The sequence below is a fragment of the Sphingobacterium faecale genome (assembly GCF_016746095.1).
In the GTDB taxonomy this organism is placed as follows: domain Bacteria; phylum Bacteroidota; class Bacteroidia; order Sphingobacteriales; family Sphingobacteriaceae; genus Sphingobacterium; species Sphingobacterium faecale.
The window spans coordinates 110,493-128,335 of the sequence record NZ_JAERTY010000007.1; the positions used below are offsets into that span (position 1 = coordinate 110,493).

Sequence of the window (17,843 nt, forward strand, 5' to 3'; positions counted from 1 at the left end):
AATATTTGGGTTGTTGTTTTTATAGGAGACTGTGGCGTTTGACGGGATAATATCAAAGGAAATGTACACCTACAAATCGTAATTGTGTTTTTTATCCTATCTTGTATAAAAGAAACCCGATGGAAGCATATATAAATGTTATTGTCCGTTGTATCGTAGTCTATATTTTCATGTTGACTGCTATCCGTGTCTTTGGAAAGAAAGAACTGTCTCAGCTAAATACAGTTGATGTCATTTTAATATTATTGATCAGTAACGCTGTACAGAATGCGATGGTTGGCGAGGATACCAGCCTTCAAGGGGGGCTGGTCGCTGCTTCCGTTCTATTTTTGGTTAATTTTATCATCAAGCGGACAGTCTTAAAAAACAAATTTCTTCAGAAGCTCGTACAACAAAAACCTCAAATATTGGTGCATAAGGGGAAGCCTGACTTTGTTATGTTGAGCAAAATTGGAATATCGGCGGATGAACTGTATGAAGCCATGCGCGAGCATGGAATAGAACATATTAAAGATGTCAAATTAGCAATGTTTGAAGAAGATGGAAATATTTCTATTATTTCTGGTGAATCCGTATTAAAACATTCTGTTTATAAGCGGAAGCATAATCACAAGAACCTCCAAGGGGCAAACTAATATTGATTTAGCCATTCTTTATATACGTCATTTTATTTAAGTTTGAACTTATGGAAAAGCTATTTGATGAAAGTTGGGATAATGTGTTAAAACCACTATTTAAACAGGATTACATGCGTTCTCTGTCCGCCTTTGTACAGCATGAACGTCGAGAGTATGTTGTCTACCCTCCTCAAGATTTGGTTTTTAATGCTTTTCGATTGACCCCTCTTTCTGAAGTCAAGGTTGTGATTTTAGGTCAAGATCCCTATCATAATGTTGGGCAAGCACACGGTTTGTCGTTTTCCGTTCCGGATGGAGTAATGCATCCACCATCTCTAAAGAATATTTTTGCTGAGCTAACGACTGATATTCCGGGGTTCGTATATCCTAAATCAGGTAACCTTACAAAATGGGCAGAACAGGGGGTGCTTTTGCTCAATGCGACATTGACTGTTCGAGCACACCAAGCGGCTTCTCATCAGAAGCATGGCTGGGAAGAGTTCACGGACCAAGTTATAGCGCAGCTTTCAAAAACAATGGACAATGTGGTTTTTTTGCTGTGGGGTTCCTATGCACAAAAGAAGTCTGTATTGATAGATCATAATAAGCATTTGATACTAAAGGCTGTTCACCCTTCTCCGCTTTCCGTTTATCGCGGTTTTTTTGGTTCCAAGCATTTTTCCAAAAGCAACGATTATCTCGCGGAAAAAGGGCGAGGCATTATTGATTGGAGCTTAGATTAAGCATATCGTTCTTGGATATGTTTATACGTGTATTCTTTTAGTTCCAATTGCTGCAGATGTTTTATTCGTAACTTATTTCCTCGTTGGAGAATATGCGTAAACAGAAGATTGCTGTCATATGTGATTTCAAATGCTTCAGTAGGATCAAAGGAATCTTCGGCTTCACCCAAAACGACATACTCTAATTTTCCGGAAGTCGTAAAACGTTTAATTGTAAACTGTTTATTTTCTCCTGGGCAAACAGTGTACCATGCGCCATCGCCGACACCACCAAGATACATGGCGTCTTTGGGTACGGTGATCGGTTTAGATCGGTAGTTTACCGCACCAATAATTTGGTCGGTCGGAAGCAGGTCTGCTTTCGATTTAAACACGTTATCTCCAAGCTGTTTAACCAAGAACCAGAAGGACTGAAATCTGTTCATACGAAAATGGGCAAGCCCGTCTTCAGGTGTATAGGAGTAAATCATCCTATCACTTACTGTATTGACTAGATTACTCACCGGACTGCATTTAATGGTTTCCGGGAGGTTGATCATATGCCAGAAATGAAAGCGTTGTGAAGATTTGATCAGCATTCTCGTGATGAATCGGGAACAGTTATTGTTATTTCGAGCGACTGCCCCGTAGGGGTATGTGCCCTGCATAACGCATTGGTCGCCGTATGCCCGAGCCATGGAAAAGTTTATGCGATCCACTATCGAAAGGAGGAGCTTTCCCTCCCCGTACATAGCTGTCTTTAAACCCTCAAAGTGTTCTAAGATTTCAGGTAGATTGCCGATTTTGCGAGAAGAAAACTTAGCTTTGATCTTAATCTCAAGCAAGGGGTCAGAAAACTGAGATCTTGCGCGGCCATAGCCTCGAGGAGCGATGTATCTTCCAAAATCATAGAACAACATGTTTCCATTCCGATGGTCTACGATAACTACACCTGTATGCCCAACTTTGAAATTCAGATTTTTCACTATACCTATTTTCTTGAAAAACATCATCCATTTTTCATCGCCTCTAATGGTTGCGTCGGGCCATGTTAATATTATTGCAAAGTCGTTATAAGGTATCGTTTGCTCCTGCATTCTATTTAGTATTCTAGTGGTACGATAGGCTCTTTTTTTGAGGTTGACATAATCATCATTGTCTGGAAAGTTTTGACAAATGGAATTTTAGCGATCTTTTCCATAATCACACCTTCGTAGGCTTTAATGTCTTTAACGTAGACTTTTAGTATAAAATCACAATTTCCTGTGACGTGGTGGCATTCTGTCACCTCTGGTATGGCTTTAACTGCCTCTACAAATTCAGGAATTGCATTATGCGTGTGAAAATCTAGGGAGATTTGAATGAATGATTTTATACCTAGGCCCAGTTTTTCCTCGTCAACAAAAGCATGATAGCTTTTAATAAATCCGGAATTCTCCAGTTTTCGAACCCGTTCTAAAGTAGGAGCGGGAGACAAGCCAATATTAGTTGCAAGCTGAAGATTTGTAATTCTTCCGTTTTCTTGCAGCAGCCGTAGTATTTTTAAATCTAATTTATCCGGTTGATAAGACATAAGGCTATTTTACTTCAATTTGTAAACTTAAATAAAATGGTTTGCATTCACGAATGCACTAGGCAAAAATAACACGTACAATTCTGCTATAACAGTGTTCTATATGTTCAAAGATCTGATAGTCTTTGTCAACACTGGTTATTTACATGAATTATGTTGTATAAAAATAGAAATTATTTTTAATTGAAGCAGTCTATTTTTGCTAGAAACAATTGTGTGTGTCTGATTTTTCTACGCTGTCGGAGGTGTGCTAAGGAATCATTTTTCTGTCAAAAAAGATAAGAAAAAGGGTGTTACGCACAAAAAAAGGTGATGTTTGTCACAAAATTGGAATTTATGGGGTTTGTAGCGCTAAAACATACTTCTAAATTGCTATTTAAGTCGTAGCTTTGTAGTCCTATAATAGAATAGGGGTCACCTAATCCATAAAAGGGAAAGATTACTATGAGTACCAAAGAAGACGAATTACTGAAAGAGCTGGAGCAGGAGGAGTATAAATACGGTTTTACCACCGATATTGAAATGGACATTGCTCCAAAGGGGTTGAATGAAGACACTATTCGCCTGATATCTTCAAAAAAAAATGAGCCCGAGTGGTTGTTGGAATGGAGGTTAAAAGCATTTCAACATTTCTTAAATATGAAAATGCCAACGTGGCAGAATTTTGAAAATCCTGAGGTTGATTTTCAAGATCTTTCTTATTGGGCCGCACCAAAGCCTAAGAAGTTGTTGGAGAGCATGGACGAAGTGGATCCTGAATTGTTAGAAACATTTGCAAAATTGGGTATCCCTCTTGATGAACAGAAAGTTCTGGCTGGAGTTGTAGCTGTAGATGCTGTTTTTGACTCCGTATCCGTAAAGACAACTTTTCGTGAAAAGTTGAAGGAGAAAGGTGTCATATTCTGTTCGTTCGGAGAGGCAGTTCAAGAGTATCCTGAGCTTGTGAAGCAGTACTTGGGTACAGTGGTTCCGCAAACTGATAATATCTATGCGGCATTGAACTCCGCTGTATTTTCCGACGGTTCCTTTGTGTATATTCCTAAGGGGGTACATTGTCCTATGGAGCTTTCTACTTATTTCCGTATAAATGCACAGAATACAGGGCAATTTGAACGTACGTTGATCGTTGCAGATGAAGGGTCTTATGTGTCTTATTTAGAAGGATGCACGGCTCCTATGCGGGATGAGAACCAACTCCATGCTGCAGTAGTTGAATTAATTGCAATGAAAGATGCCGAGATTAAATATTCAACAGTACAGAACTGGTACCCTGGAGATAAAGAAGGAAAAGGTGGGATTTTTAACTTTGTAACCAAACGAGGAATCTGTAAAGGGGATAATTCAAAAATTTCTTGGACACAAGTAGAGACTGGTTCTGCGATCACTTGGAAATATCCAGGAGTTATACTTAAAGGAGATAACTCGGTAGGTGAGTTTTACTCTGTCGCTATGACCAAGAATTTCCAAGTCGCTGATACGGGGACCAAAATGGTTCATTTGGGAAAGAATACGAGATCAAAAATTATTTCTAAGGGAATTTCGGCAGGCAGAAGTCATAACAGCTACCGGGGCTTGGTTAAGATAGGTCCGAATGCTGACAACTCACGTAACTTTACGCAGTGTGACTCGCTGTTGATTGGCGACCGTTGTGGGGCACATACTTTCCCTTATATCGAAAACAAAAGTAAAACCGCGAAATTAGAACATGAGGCAACTACCTCTAAGATTGGTGAAGATCAAGTGTTTTATCTAAATCAACGCGGTATTGATTCCGAAAAAGCAGTAGGATTGATTGTTAATGGTTACGCAAAGGAAGTGTTGAATCAACTACCTATGGAATTTGCAGTTGAAGCACAAAAATTGATTGCTATTTCTTTAGAAGGTTCAGTAGGCTAATCAAGCTGTTATATTAGATTAAGTTTAAAAATAAAAATTGAGGAAGAGATCTAATTACTCCATACTCAATACTCAATACAAAGATAATGTTAAGCATTAAAAATTTACATGCGTCTATAGAAGACAAACAAATATTAAAAGGATTAAACTTAGAAGTTAAACCAGGAGAAGTACATGCTATTATGGGGCCTAACGGCGCGGGTAAAAGTACTTTGGGAAATGTGCTTGCAGGTAGAGATTCTTATGAAGTAACAGAGGGAGTAGCTATGTTAGATGGGATCGATCTATTAGATCTGTCTCCAGAAGATAGAGCTCGAGAAGGGTTGTTTTTAGCTTTTCAGTATCCGGTGGAGATCCCTGGTGTATCTAATATCAACTTCCTGAAAACAGCGGTTAATGATATTCGTGAGTATAAAGGATTGCCTCCGATGGAAGCCAAAGAATTCTTGAAAACGGTAAAGGAAAAGCAACAATTAGTTGAATTCTCAGCTAATTTAGCGAACCGTTCTTTGAATGAGGGATTTTCTGGCGGTGAGAAGAAACGTAATGAGATTTTTCAACTAGCCATGTTAAATCCGAAATTGTCAATTTTAGATGAGACAGATTCAGGTTTGGATATTGATGCGTTGCGTATTGTCGCGAATGGAGTGAATCAGCTTCGCTCAAAAGACAATGCATTTGTCGTAATTACACACTACCAGCGCTTATTGGATTATATCGTGCCGGATTTTGTACATGTACTCTATGATGGACGTATCGTGAAAACAGGAACAAAGGAGCTGGCATTAGAGCTCGAGGAGAAAGGTTACGATTGGCTTAAAGAGTTAGAAGCTCAATAAGGCTAGTCGGAAGATATAGAGAGGGCTTTGAATATTGTTCGGGGCCATTTACAAAAAATAGATTCGCTTTGAAGGATTTGGTGTCGGGCGGGTTGAAAAATAATAACATGAGTACTATAGTAGCAAATTCTTTATTCGAACAGTTGGCTTCTACTTTTCAAGAGTTGGAATCGACTAATGAACCTTCATCGTTAAAAGAGATACGAAAGGGTGCCTTTGCTCAATTCGAGCAGCAGGGATTCCCTACGGTGAAAAATGAGGATTGGAAATATACAAACATCCATAGTCTAGTTAATAAAACTTATTTATTGAACGAAGATGTGGATGTGTCGGATTTGGATTTTAGCCAGGCGGATATTCCTGGATTAGATGCGCATCGTATTGTATTGATTAATGGGCAATATGTACTTGCTTTTTCTTCGTTGGAAGATGAGGTCGGTGTTACGGTAAAACCAATTGAGGAAGCGGTGTCAGAACAAGCTTTTCAAAAGCACTTTGCTCAACATGCAGATAAAACAGGAAGTGCTGTAGTAGCATTGAATACAGCCTTACATACTTCCGGACTCTATCTAGCTGTAGGTAAGAATAAGATTGTTTCCAAACCTATTCAGATAGTTCACGTAGCTACAGGTAGTAGCGATTTTTTTGCACAGACTAGAAATTTGTATGTCATCGAAGCAAATGCCGAAGTAGAGATTATTGAGTCTTTTATTACCTTGGAAAATTCTGCAAAGAACTTACAGAATAAGGTAACGGAGATTGTGTTAGATGAAAATGCAAAAGTTCAACACTATTACTTGCAGCTAGCATCTGAGGTTGGACATTATATCAACCATACTGAAGTTTATCAGGCAAAGTATAGTCTTTACAATAACTATAACTGTAACTTCCCTGGGGTATCTTTTGTGCGCAATGATATTAATGTGCGTCTAGATGCAGAGAATGTAGAGTCCCATTTGTATGGTATTAATCTATTAGCTGACAAGCAGCTTGTGGATAACCATACAATTGTAGATCATATGAAGCCTCATTGTGAGTCTTACGAGTGGTATAAGAATATTCCACAGGACGAGTCTACAGCCGTTTTTAATGGTAAGATATTTGTTCGCGAGGATGCGCAGAAAACAAATGCTTTCCAACAGAATAACAATATGTTGATTGGTGATAAGTCGACCGTAAACACAAAGCCACAATTGGAAATATTTGCGGACGATGTCAAATGTTCACATGGTTGTACTATGGGACAGTTTGATGAGGAGGCACTTTTTTATCTGCGAGCGAGAGGAATTGGAGAAGAATCGGCACGAACATTACTAGTCCATGCATTTGCATTTGACGTGACTTCCAGATTCTCTAATGAGGTCGTAAGAGAATATGTTGAAAATTTGGTCTCTAAAGGGCTTGAGAGAAAGTAATTAATAGTAGTGTAGTTTATATGAAAGCGTCTAGGATTTTTCTTAGACGCTTTTTTGTATGTTATTCTTTGGAGATATTTTGTGTTATTGGAAGATTGAATGGTACACGAACACTTGATACAGGATTGATTTTTTAGACTAAGAGTAAGCTCTTCGAGAATTTTGGCGAACTCCTGCTCTGGAGAAGTTGGTTAGTAGGAACGGAAGGTGAGATCGGGGATTGATAGAGCCACCTATCTATCATTTGGGATGAGTCACTTGATATAAAGAGGATGCTCGTTAGCTAAAAGAGTTTACTATTTTATAAGCGGAGCTCGCGTATGGTTTATAACAATAAGTTGTCAGAGGTATAGAACAATCCCTTTTTGTCTCTGTACGAGCAGTATATTGTCGCGAATTAGCTGTTTGTGTATTGAAGCTTTCTTTGATGTATACATACCCAGCTCTAGTTCGGAAGGAGTAAGCTTTATTTTTTAAAGAGTTTGCTGTCGGAGAGATTGATAGAGGTCATTACCTATAAAAGGGATGTTGTTATGTTAAAGGGTACTTTTCGGTACAGCGGTGCTAATATTTGATATAAAGGTTTGTTTTTCGGCAAAATTATTTTGAGCCCCCCCCCAATATTGGCCTAAAAACAAACCTTTTTCGTGTTTTTCAGATGCATCTTTGATATGTTAAACATTTTTCATCATGATTACACCAAATTACTATTGTAAGACTGCAGCAGAGTTGTTGAATTACGCAGAACACATTTTTCAAAAGATGACAGAGAGTAAAAATCTGTTTACGAATCCTGTACCTAGTTTAATTATATTCGAGGGCGTTTTAATTGGATATCGCGATGCTTACGCGGAGGCAGTTCACCGGGATATGCGTGCGGTTGTTATTAAAGGTCAGAAAGGAAAAGAGTTACAGGAAGTGATTTATCGGCTATCCCATTATGTAGATGCTGTAGCGCAAGGAGACCCAGCTATTATATTGGCAGCAGGTTATCGCCCATCGCAACCGACCACTCAGTCTGTAGGTCGGACACCTCAGGCACAGGGCTTGCGGGTAAAAAATGTAGGGATTGGTACGTGTGCGGTTCAAGTGAAAGTTGACCCTTGGAAACCAGCGAGGCTCTATCAGTACATGTATCGTAAGAAAGGAACCGTAAATTGGAATAGTACCTTATGGGGCAGCTCTAGAATCGAGCTTGAAGGATTGGAAATGTTAAAAATGTATGAGTTTAAGGTTTCCTACCTTGGGAGGGATGGCGTAGCCAATTTCAGTGATATTATTACTGCACTAGTGGTGTAGCCTGTTAGGTATACAATTTGCCAAAGAAATAGAACAGGAAAAGATTATACTACCAACGAAAAAATAATTTATAAAAATAGCTCATAATAAAAAAGCTCCGAAATTTCGGAGCTTTTTTATTATGAGCGAAAGACGAGATTCGAACTCGCGACCCCAACCTTGGCAAGGTTGTGCTCTACCAACTGAGCTACTTTCGCTTGTTTAGTGATACAAAAATAAGGTATTTTACGATGCTTGTCAAGAGGAATAGTAAAATACTTAAAGAGATTTGTATAGGGCATCTACACAGTTTATTCCGTCGATGGCCGCGGAGACAATTCCTCCTGCGTAGCCGGCGCCTTCAGCACAAGGGTAGAGTCCTTTTATCTGGGGATGCTGTAGCGTTTCTTTATCCCGAGGTATCCTTATCGGAGACGAAGTCCTTGATTCTACTCCGACCAAGATTGCTTCGTTGGTATAATAGCCTCTCATCTTTTTGCCGAATATAGGCAGCGCACCACGAAGAGCCTCGTGGACAAAGCTAGGGAGGACCTCGTTAAGATCTGCTGATTTGGTGCCAGGTTTGTAGGAGTTGACAGGCAGGTCTTGGGATAATCTGTTTTCGACAAAGTCAACCATACGCTGCGCAGGAGCTACAAGCTGGCCTCCTCCTAATTGGTGGGCTTTCTGTTCGACTTTTCGTTGGAAGTCAAGAAGAGCGAATGGGTTATTGAGGGCATTGGGAATATCTTCTAGGTTGATCTGGATGACTGTTCCTGAATTGGCCGTAATGTTATTTCTTTTAGAGGGCGACCAACCGTTAACCACGATTTCATCGGGTTCGGTTGAACAGGGAGCTATAATTCCTCCAGGACACATACAAAAAGAGAAAACACCTCTGTCATTCACCTGTTCGACAAGACTATAATAGGCAGGAGGAAGATTCTCGTGGCGCGTACTGCAGTGATATTGAGCTTGGTCAATAATGGATTGAGGGTGTTCTATCCGTACTCCTAGAGCAAAAGGTTTGGCTTCAAGTTGCCAATTCTTTTCCCGAAACAATTCATAGATATCCCTTGCTGAATGCCCCGTTGCCAATAGGATATGATTGGCTTCAAATCGTTTGCCATCTGCTGTTGTTACCGCAGTGACCTCATCAAATTGAACTATGATGTCGTCGACCCTGCTGTCAAAATGGATTTCTCCTCCCATTTCTAAAATGCGGTTACGCATATCTTCAATAATATGGGGAAGCTTGTTGGTTCCGATATGAGGGCGGGCATCTACTAAGATATCCGCATCTGCACCATGTTCTACGAATATGGAAAGTACCTTTTCTACGTTTCCTCTTTTGTCCGATCGGGTATACAATTTACCATCCGAGTACGTGCCGGCACCTCCTTCTCCAAAGCAGTAGTTGGATTCTGGGTTTACTACTCCGTCCCGATTGATTCGGGCTAAATCCCTACGACGGTCTCTTACGGTTTTACCTCTTTCCAAGACAATTGGCTTTAGGCCAATTTCCAAACAACGATAGGCAGCGAACAAGCCAGCAGGCCCAGCACCGATAATAATTACAGGCTTGGCATCCTTTACCTGTTGGAGATTTGATGTGAATTGGTGCAGAATGGGAGATTCGTCTATGAAAAACACAACCCGTATTCTGTATACAACGGCTCTAGACCGAGCATCAATAGAGCGTTTACGAATATGGATGCCCTTGATACGATTGGGACTGATTTTTAATTTAATGGATCCTTGCTGGATAATATAATTTTCGTCCTTGATAAAGTCGGGGCTTATTGCCAATTCAATCTCTTTCTGCATACTGTGTTAAGTTGGGTTTTTATCCCACAATCGAGTACAAAAGTAACAATTTAGCAGACATATATCGATATCAAAAAGTTGGCATTAGCTTTGTTTTTGAAAACTAATTTGTACTTTTAAGGAACTAGATTTAAAATAATTCATATGAATAGATTATTAATTGCAATTATCGGGTTGTTTACTGCGCTTTCTTTTAGTTCATGCGGTTATAATACCATGGTTTCTAAAGATGAAAATGTTAAAGCGAAATGGGCACAGGTTGAGAATGCTTACCAAAGACGGGCTGATTTGATTCCAAATCTGGTTTCGACAGTCAAAGGTGCTGCACAACATGAACAGGGTACTTTGACTGCTGTGGTTGAAGCAAGGGCCAAGGCAACCTCTGTCAGCGTGAACCCTGAAAATCTGACAGAAGAATCTATTGCAGAGTTTCAAAAAACACAAGACGCATTGTCGCAATCTATCGGACGCTTATTGGTCAGTGTGGAGGCTTATCCTGATTTGAAAGCCAATCAGAGTTTCCAAGAATTGCAAGCCCAATTAGAAGGAACGGAAAACCGTATTTCTGTCGAGCGGAGGGCATATAATGAAGCTGTTCAGGATTATAATACGACGGTGAGAAGTTTTCCGAATAATATTGTAGCTGGAATGTTTGGTTTTAAATCAAAAGGAACATTTCAAGCTACAGAAGGTTCTGATAAAGCACCTACAGTATCTTTCTAATGTTTTATAAAAAACAATTATTGTTAAGATAGGGGAGGATGGGTATTGGTGTCCAGTACTCATCTTTTTTTTATAGATTTTAAACTGGCATCGCATGTCTATTTTAAATACAGAGGAACAAGAGCGGATAGCGCATGCTGTCAGTCTAGCTGAAAATAAAACTTCGGGGGAGATACGTATTGTGGTCGAGAATGTGGTAGGTGATGTTACTGTGCTTGAGAAGGCCTCACAGTATTTTCAAGAATTGGATATGCATAAAACAGCACTACGCAATGGCGTACTGATCTATGTAGCTGTTGTTGATCACCAATTTGCTATTATTGGTGATATTGGGATTAACACACGTGTGGACAAGGATTTCTGGGAAGCCACAAAAGAAAAGATGCTGATTCATTTTAGAACAGGAAATTTCTTTGCGGGCTTAGTTGAAGGGATACATCAGGCTGGCGAGCAACTTCATCTTTTCTTTCCCAGACAGAAGGATGATATCAATGAACTGCCGAACGAAGTGTATTTTGGAAGGAATTAACCCTCCGTATTCTATTGGGTGTTCCTATCTTAAATAGTCTCGAAAATAGCGTGGTGACTGCTGTGGTGCTAGGCTCAAAGTATCTCTTTCTAGAGAAGGTTATATATTCAAATAAGCGATTTCAATGAAAAATACCAGAAAAATCTTCTATTCGTTGATTTTAAATATGGTGGTTTTGTTTCTACTATCTTTTGTTTATGCATCAGTAGCTATAGGCCAGGAGTTTCCGTCGGTATCAAAAACATTGGTCACCGATTATACCAATACGCTGACTTCTTCCGAAATACAGGCTTTGGAACGTAAGCTCGTAGCATTTGATGACAGTACCTCTACGCAGATAGCGGTTGTATTGGTTAATTCTACCGGTGGATACGATATTGCTGACTATGCTGTTCGTTTGGCACAAAAGTGGGGGGTAGGGAGCAAAAAATATAACAATGGCGTTATGTTGCTTGCAGCTATAGGTGATCGTGCTGTTACCATTCAGACAGGTTACGGTATAGAAGGGGCGATACCAGATGCCATTGCTTATCGAATCATTGAAAATGATATTAAGCCAGCATTTCGTTCGGGTGATTACTACCAAGGGTTGAATGAAGCAACTAGTTCTATTATTTCTTATACGAAAGGAGAATATAAAGCTGAGCCTAAGGCTTCGTCCGAATCGGGGGGGAGTCGTATTGGGGGGCTGTTTATAATTATCGTTATTTTTATTATTATCTCCTTGATTTCTAAGGGAGGAGGGGGGCGTAATAAAGGACGACGGGTTATTGATGGTAAAGGATCTTCTGATCTTTTCTGGTGGATGTTGTTAAATGGATTAGGTGGCGGTTCCCGAGGTGGTTCAGACCGAGACGGAGGCTTTGGTGGCGGCTTCGGCGGCGGTAGTGGCGGTGGTTTTGGAGGTTTTGGTGGCGGAGGTTTTGGTGGCGGTGGCGCTAGTGGCCGTTGGTAATAGAATATGGAGTAAGTAAAGTTAATTAAATATAGATATGATGAAGAAAATGTTAATGTGTAGTATTGCTATGCTACCCGCAATGATTTTTGCGCAGGAACAATATACGATCAAAGGTAAAATAGGAAGTTTTAATGCGCCAGCTAAGGTGTATATGCAATATAGAGACAATGGACAAGAGAAGCTTGACTCGGCTTCCTTCTCAAATGGAGAATTTAAGTTTAACGGCGTTGTGAATGAACCGTTGCAGGCCTATCTAATCTTGTCTCCAGAAGGCAAGGCACTACGGCAATTGCAGGCACCGGATTTTGGCTCGTTGTACCTTTCTAAAGGAGTGATATCTGTTGTTGGTAATTCGTTGAAGGAGGCTAAAGTCTCGGGGAATGCAATCAATGATGAATTTGCAAAATATCAAATAGCGGGTAAGGACTTAGCTACAGCAATGGATGCGCTGAATAGTGAGTTTTATGCTGCGACCGACGAGCAAAAAGGAGAAGAGACGTTTATTGCTTCTTTGCAAGAGCGAGCACAAGATATTTATAAGAAGCAAGAACTCGTAGATAACGAATATATCAAAGCAAACCCTAATAGTTATGTAACACTTACACTTTTGGATGAGAAAATAAGTCCTGAAAATGTACTTGAGTTAGAGACAAATTTCAATGCTTTGTCTCCAGCACTGAAGGCAACAACAAAGGGCAAGGCCGTGAGTGCTAAAATCGAGTCCATGCGTAAATTGGCGGTAGGTATGCCTGCACCTGATTTTATATTACCTGATACGGCAGGGAATGATATTGCACTTTCTTCTTTGAAAGGGAAATATGTACTTGTTGATTTTTGGGCTTCATGGTGTGGGCCTTGTCGCCATGAAAATCCATTTGTGGTAGCTGCTTATAATAAGTTTAAAGATAAAGGTTTTACCGTGTTTGGAGTGTCCTTGGATAATCCGGGAAAGAAAGATGCTTGGACAGCTGCCATCGAAGAAGATAAGCTGGGACAATGGCAGCATGTGTCGGACTTGAAGGGATGGAAATCAGCTGTTGTGGAGCTGTACGCTATTAACGGTATTCCTCAAAACTACCTGTTGGACAGGGACGGGAAGATTGTAGCATCCAATTTACGTGGGGAGGCTTTAGAAGCGAAACTGGCAGAGCTGCTTAAATAATATTCCTTAAATTGAAGAAAGGGCTGTCTCCATTATTAGGAGACAGCCTTTTTTTTGCATTGTGAGGAGATAATTTTGATGAAGAATAGTGATCAACGGAATAAATGATAATTATAAAAAAATAAATAGGATGGAAAGCTTAACAGAAAAGGAACTATTAGAAATACAGGGAGGCTATAGTCTGGGAGTAAGTTATATCTCGTGTGAGGTGATGATCTTGATGTCCAAGAGTTGGATTCGCAAGAAATGAAAATGGTTGATGGTGGTATTTGGCCAACAGTATTAGGTGGATTGTTGCTTTATGGCATAGTAAGTGCTATAGAGAATCCAAAAGAATTTCGTGACGGTTTTTTAGGGAGATAATTTAAATGAGACTTGAAATGGAAAATTTAAACGAACAAGAGATGATCAACTGCAACGGTGGTGATGCAGGATCAAAAGCAGGAGCTAAATTATTCGGTCGCGCAGTAGGCCTCGCTATCGGAGGACCGATTGCAGCAGCTTATTATGCTGGATGTGATTTAGGTTGGTGGTAGTATACTATAAAAGGACTGGATCTCTATGAGGTCCAGTCCCTTTTATTTTTTCAATATTAATAGAGGCGTGTTTACGAATGAAGTTTGATATTTATTTTTATAAAAGGCCACATACGTATATCATTGTATTACTTACGGTTTTCTATGCTTTAAATAGACATTTCATACGTCCTTATATTAGAGCGGAGTATCCTGATTGGAAAGTTGTACAGTTGATACTCAGTTCGTTGCCTAATTTTTTAGGGTCTCTTATATTGTATATTTTTATTACACGTATTTTGATCGGATATAATGGACTAAGAGCCTCTTTGTTTATTGTAGGCTACTCCGTTTTCCATGAAGTCATAAATGTCTGGTTGGACAATATTCGATTCGACTGGAATGATATCATGGCAAGTATATTAGCTGTTATTGTTTCAGGGTTAATTGATTATACCATTTCCCTTAAAAGACTGAGCGCATAGTCTATCGTGTTGATATTGCTCAGTGCTATTCTTAACTGTCCCTTTACTTCTTTTAAGTTGCTGATGCTTGGGTGCTTTTGTACAAAAGCCAATACTTTACCAAACTGATTGGATTCAAAGTAAGCGGATTTAGGATTGTTGACAAAATACCCCTTGAGCGTCTGCTTTTTAAATGAAATCTTTTCGAAACCTATTTCTTTGCCAAGCCATTGTAATCGTAGCGTATTAAATAGCTCGAATACTGGAGGAGGAATAGGACCGAATCTATCTTCTAGCGCTTTTATAAATGTACCTAGCTGTGTTTCATTTTCTAGTTTGGCTATATCGTTATATAGATTGTAACGTTCGCTTATATTAGTCACATATTCGTCCGGTATCATTACTTCCAGGTCGGTGTCGATCTGCGTAAATGTCACATATTTCCGATTTTGTTCATCCTCGAAAAGCTCACTAAATTCATCTTCTTTAAGTTCTTGTACAGCTTCGTCCAAAATCTTATTGTACATTTCGAATCCTATTTCTGCAATAAAGCCAGATTGTTCACCGCCCAACAGATTACCCGATCCTCGTATATCGAGATCGCGCATGGCTACGTTGAACCCTGATCCTAACTCTGAAAACTCTTCAATGGCGGATAGACGTTTGTAAGCCTCTGGTGTCAGGGTGGAAAGAGGAGGGCTGAGCAGGTAACAAAATGCTTTTTTATTGGATCGTCCCACACGACCTCTCATCTGGTGCAGATCACTCAGGCCAAACATATGGGCGTGGTTGATGATAATTGTGTTGGCATTGGGGATGTCCAAGCCTGCTTCGATGATGGTCGTTGCTACCAATACGTCAAAATCATGATTGATAAATTTTAGCATTACATCCTCTAGATCGTCGCCTTCGAGTTGTCCGTGTGCAACGCCAACTTGGGCTCCAGGGACTAGTTTTTGAATCATAGCCCCTAATTGTTTGAGATCCGCCACCCGGTTATGTATAAAGAATACCTGTCCACCACGCTCTAACTCATAGGCTACGGCTTCTTTTATCAGGGTCTCGTTGAATACGTGCAACTCCGTTTGTACAGGCTGACGGTTCGGAGGCGGAGTCGAGATAATGCTTAAATCTCGAGCGCCCATAAGTGAAAAATGTAATGTGCGCGGTATTGGGGTAGCTGTCAATGTTAATGAATCGACATTCGCTCGCATAACTTTTAACTTTTCTTTTACAGATACCCCAAATTTCTGCTCTTCGTCAATAATCATAAGTCCCAAATCCTTAAATTTTACATCTTTACTAACAAGTCGATGTGTACCTATGATAATGTCAACTTTGCCTTCTTCCAGTTTTTTTAACGTTTCTTTTATTTGTTTCGTTGTTTTAAATCGGTTGATGTAATCTATGTTGGCAGGAAGTCCTTTCAGACGTTCAGAGAATGTACGATAATGTTGTAGAGCGAGGATGGTTGTAGGAACCAACACGGCGACCTGTTTGCTGTCTGCAACAGCTTTAAAGGCAGCTCGAATAGCTACTTCTGTTTTACCGAACCCTACATCCCCACACACCAACCGATCCATCGGGTGAGGAGATTCCATGTCCCGTTTGACATCTGCGGTTGACTTCTCTTGGTCGGGGGTGTCTTCATAGATAAAGGAAGCTTCAAGCTCTTTCTGCAGGTAGGTGTCTGGGCTGAATGCATTTCCAGTCTGCGCCTTACGAATCGCATAGAGTTTGATGAGATCTCTAGCGATGTCCTTAACTTTTTTCTTCGTTGTTTTTTTAAGCTTATCCCAAGTGTCTGTTCCTAGTTTATTCATCTTTGGGATAGCACCTTCTTTGCCTGAGTATTTAGAGATCCGATTTAAGGAGTTAATGTTAACATATAGCAAATCATTGTCTGCATAGACTAGGCGTATCATTTCTTGGGATTTGCCATTTACATCTACTTTCTCAAGGCCTGCATATTTCCCTACGCCGTGGTCGATGTGAGTTATGTAGTCTCCTGGTTTTAAGTCTCTCAGTTCTTTTAGGGTAATAGCCTGAGACCGTTCATATCCTTTTTTTCGCTTATATTTATAATAGCGATCAAAAATCTGGTGATCGGTATAGCAGGCTAATTGGATCTGATCATCACGGAATCCCTCACGAAGAGCTTTGTAGATCGGAGTAAAGGAAATAGTTTTGTCTAAATCTTCTAAGATGGCGTAGATACGCTCGATCTGTTTGGTAGAATCGGAGAATATGAGATTATTTATTCGCTTTGTCTCGTTCTCTTTAAAGTTATGTATCAAAAGATTGAAATCCTTGTTAAAGGAGGGTTGTGGATGGGTATCAAATTGTATGATGTGATCCGCTTTAAAAAAGAACTGTTTTCCAAATTCTACATTGGGAAATTCAAATAATAAAGCACTGAAATTTTTGTCATCGGTGAACGTAAATCGGGGATCTACCCATTCGGCGTTATTCTTAATTTCTGCTTCCGAGAGTGCCTTCCAGAATTGAGAAGCCTTTTTATAGCCGTTGGATATGATGTCTAGTGTGAACTGAACATCCTTTATCCATATTATTGCTTGTTGATCTATGTATTCCAGTAGCGATATGTGATTGTTGGCTAAGAATTTTGCTTGAACATTGGGCACAATTGTCACCGTATGTATGTTGTTGACCGACAACTGTGTTTCGATGTCAAAGGTTCGAATACTTTCTATTTCATCCCCAAAAAATTCGACCCGATAAGGAAGATCATTGGAGAAGGAAAAGATATCCACTATACCCCCTCTTATTGCAAATTGTCCTGGTTCATAAACAAAGTCTACGCGTTCAAAATCATACTCATATAGAAACTCATTAATGAAATCTATGCCCAATTTTGTGTTTTGAGTAATCGGAAGTGTATTTTTCTCTAGATCAGAGCGGTTTATAACTTTTTCAGCAATTGCCTCTGGGTATGTCACGACAATCTTTGGAAGCCCTGTATCACGATTTAGCGAGCTCAATGTTTCAGCGCGTTGTAGAACATGGGCACTATCAAGTTGGGTAAATTCAAATGCTTTTCTGTAAGACGTGGGGAAGAATAGGATCTGTCTGTCGAATAGACTTTCTAAATCACTCAAGAAATAAGACGCATCTTCATGGGTAGGTAAGATAAAGATATAAGGTCTTTCTTCTTCTCTATATGCAGCAGTGGCTATCATTGCATCTGCCGATCCAATTAATCCTTTTAGGTGTATTTTGGGATTTTTTTGCTGAATAGATTGTACAAATGTAGTTAGCTGTTCTGTTTTTGCGTATTGTGATAAAATTTCTTGAATGCCCACTT

General features: G+C 39.8%; 17 protein-coding genes and 1 tRNA gene. 13 read left to right on the top strand and 5 right to left on the bottom strand.

Features of this window, described 5'->3' with window-relative positions:
• The first annotated feature begins 119 nt into the window (after positions 1-119).
• Both JKG61_RS12760 and ung read left to right on the top strand, forming a co-directional pair.
• Positions 120-635 (top strand): DUF421 domain-containing protein, encoded by a 516-nt coding sequence (locus tag JKG61_RS12760; protein ID WP_202103372.1) that lies wholly within the window; start codon positions 120-122, stop codon positions 633-635.
• Positions 636-685: 50 nt separating this feature from the next.
• Positions 686-1,360, top strand: a complete 675-nt coding sequence (gene ung, locus JKG61_RS12765; protein ID WP_202103373.1) for a uracil-DNA glycosylase — start codon at positions 686-688, stop codon at positions 1,358-1,360.
• Here ung and JKG61_RS12770 read toward each other — a convergent pair.
• Both JKG61_RS12770 and JKG61_RS12775 read right to left on the bottom strand, forming a co-directional pair.
• The gene (locus JKG61_RS12770) at positions 1,357-2,436 is read right to left on the bottom strand and encodes a DUF6695 family protein (RefSeq protein ID WP_202103374.1); all 1,080 of its coding nucleotides are present in this window, start codon (positions 2,434-2,436) and stop codon (positions 1,357-1,359) included. The two genes, ung and JKG61_RS12770, sit on opposite strands and share 4 nt — an antisense overlap.
• Positions 2,437-2,441: 5 nt before the next feature.
• On the bottom strand, positions 2,442-2,912 hold the full coding sequence (locus JKG61_RS12775) for an Lrp/AsnC family transcriptional regulator (protein ID WP_021071083.1): 471 nt from the start codon (positions 2,910-2,912) through the stop codon (positions 2,442-2,444).
• 444 nt (positions 2,913-3,356) lie between these two features.
• Here JKG61_RS12775 and sufB point away from each other — a divergent pair, with 444 nt between their 5' ends.
• From sufB to JKG61_RS12795, 4 genes are all read left to right on the top strand, one after another.
• Positions 3,357-4,808: a Fe-S cluster assembly protein SufB gene (gene sufB / locus JKG61_RS12780; RefSeq protein WP_021071084.1), complete on the top strand. Its 1,452-nt coding sequence runs from the start codon at positions 3,357-3,359 to the stop codon at positions 4,806-4,808.
• Between the two features lie 86 nt (positions 4,809-4,894).
• Positions 4,895-5,647: a Fe-S cluster assembly ATPase SufC gene (gene sufC / locus JKG61_RS12785; RefSeq protein ID WP_202103375.1), complete on the top strand. Its 753-nt coding sequence runs from the start codon at positions 4,895-4,897 to the stop codon at positions 5,645-5,647.
• Positions 5,648-5,754: 107 nt separating this feature from the next.
• On the top strand, positions 5,755-7,062 hold the full coding sequence (gene sufD / locus JKG61_RS12790) for a Fe-S cluster assembly protein SufD (protein WP_202103376.1): 1,308 nt from the start codon (positions 5,755-5,757) through the stop codon (positions 7,060-7,062).
• Positions 7,063-7,752: 690 nt separating this feature from the next.
• On the top strand, positions 7,753-8,361 hold the full coding sequence (locus JKG61_RS12795; protein ID WP_202103377.1) for a fibronectin type III domain-containing protein: 609 nt from the start codon (positions 7,753-7,755) through the stop codon (positions 8,359-8,361).
• A gap of 124 nt (positions 8,362-8,485) precedes the next feature.
• Here JKG61_RS12795 and JKG61_RS12800 read toward each other — a convergent pair.
• Together JKG61_RS12800 and JKG61_RS12805 are read right to left on the bottom strand one after the other, a co-directional pair.
• Positions 8,486-8,558: transfer RNA gene (locus JKG61_RS12800), tRNA-Gly, on the bottom strand.
• A 61-nt stretch (positions 8,559-8,619) separates the two neighbouring features.
• Positions 8,620-10,167 carry an NAD(P)/FAD-dependent oxidoreductase gene (locus tag JKG61_RS12805; RefSeq protein ID WP_202103378.1) on the bottom strand — a complete coding sequence of 516 codons (1,548 nt, stop codon included), beginning with the start codon at positions 10,165-10,167 and terminating at the stop codon, positions 8,620-8,622.
• Between the two features lie 144 nt (positions 10,168-10,311).
• On the opposite strand from JKG61_RS12805, the gene JKG61_RS12810 reads away from it, so the two are divergent.
• From JKG61_RS12810 to JKG61_RS12840, 7 genes are all read left to right on the top strand, one after another.
• Complete coding sequence (locus JKG61_RS12810) at positions 10,312-10,890, top strand: LemA family protein (protein WP_021071088.1); 579 nt, start codon at positions 10,312-10,314, stop codon at positions 10,888-10,890.
• Positions 10,891-10,984: 94 nt separating this feature from the next.
• Positions 10,985-11,419 (top strand): TPM domain-containing protein, encoded by a 435-nt coding sequence (locus tag JKG61_RS12815; protein ID WP_202103379.1) that lies wholly within the window; start codon positions 10,985-10,987, stop codon positions 11,417-11,419.
• Positions 11,420-11,543: 124 nt separating this feature from the next.
• Positions 11,544-12,374 carry a TPM domain-containing protein gene (locus JKG61_RS12820; RefSeq protein WP_202103380.1) on the top strand — a complete coding sequence of 277 codons (831 nt, stop codon included), beginning with the start codon at positions 11,544-11,546 and terminating at the stop codon, positions 12,372-12,374.
• A gap of 37 nt (positions 12,375-12,411) precedes the next feature.
• The gene (locus JKG61_RS12825) at positions 12,412-13,539 is read left to right on the top strand and encodes a TlpA disulfide reductase family protein (RefSeq protein WP_237249470.1); all 1,128 of its coding nucleotides are present in this window, start codon (positions 12,412-12,414) and stop codon (positions 13,537-13,539) included.
• Between the two features lie 252 nt (positions 13,540-13,791).
• Positions 13,792-13,902: a hypothetical protein gene (locus JKG61_RS23320; RefSeq protein WP_394371088.1), complete on the top strand. Its 111-nt coding sequence runs from the start codon at positions 13,792-13,794 to the stop codon at positions 13,900-13,902.
• Between the two features lie 17 nt (positions 13,903-13,919).
• A complete protein-coding gene (locus tag JKG61_RS12835; RefSeq protein ID WP_021071094.1) occupies positions 13,920-14,075 on the top strand; it encodes a hypothetical protein in 156 nt (51 codons plus the stop codon).
• 77 nt (positions 14,076-14,152) lie between these two features.
• Positions 14,153-14,539 carry a hypothetical protein gene (locus tag JKG61_RS12840; protein WP_202103382.1) on the top strand — a complete coding sequence of 129 codons (387 nt, stop codon included), beginning with the start codon at positions 14,153-14,155 and terminating at the stop codon, positions 14,537-14,539.
• Here JKG61_RS12840 and mfd read toward each other — a convergent pair.
• A complete protein-coding gene (gene mfd, locus JKG61_RS12845) occupies positions 14,506-17,841 on the bottom strand; it encodes a transcription-repair coupling factor (protein WP_202103383.1) in 3,336 nt (1,111 codons plus the stop codon). The genes JKG61_RS12840 and mfd overlap by 34 nt on opposite strands.
• Between the last annotated feature and the right edge of the window lie 2 nt (positions 17,842-17,843).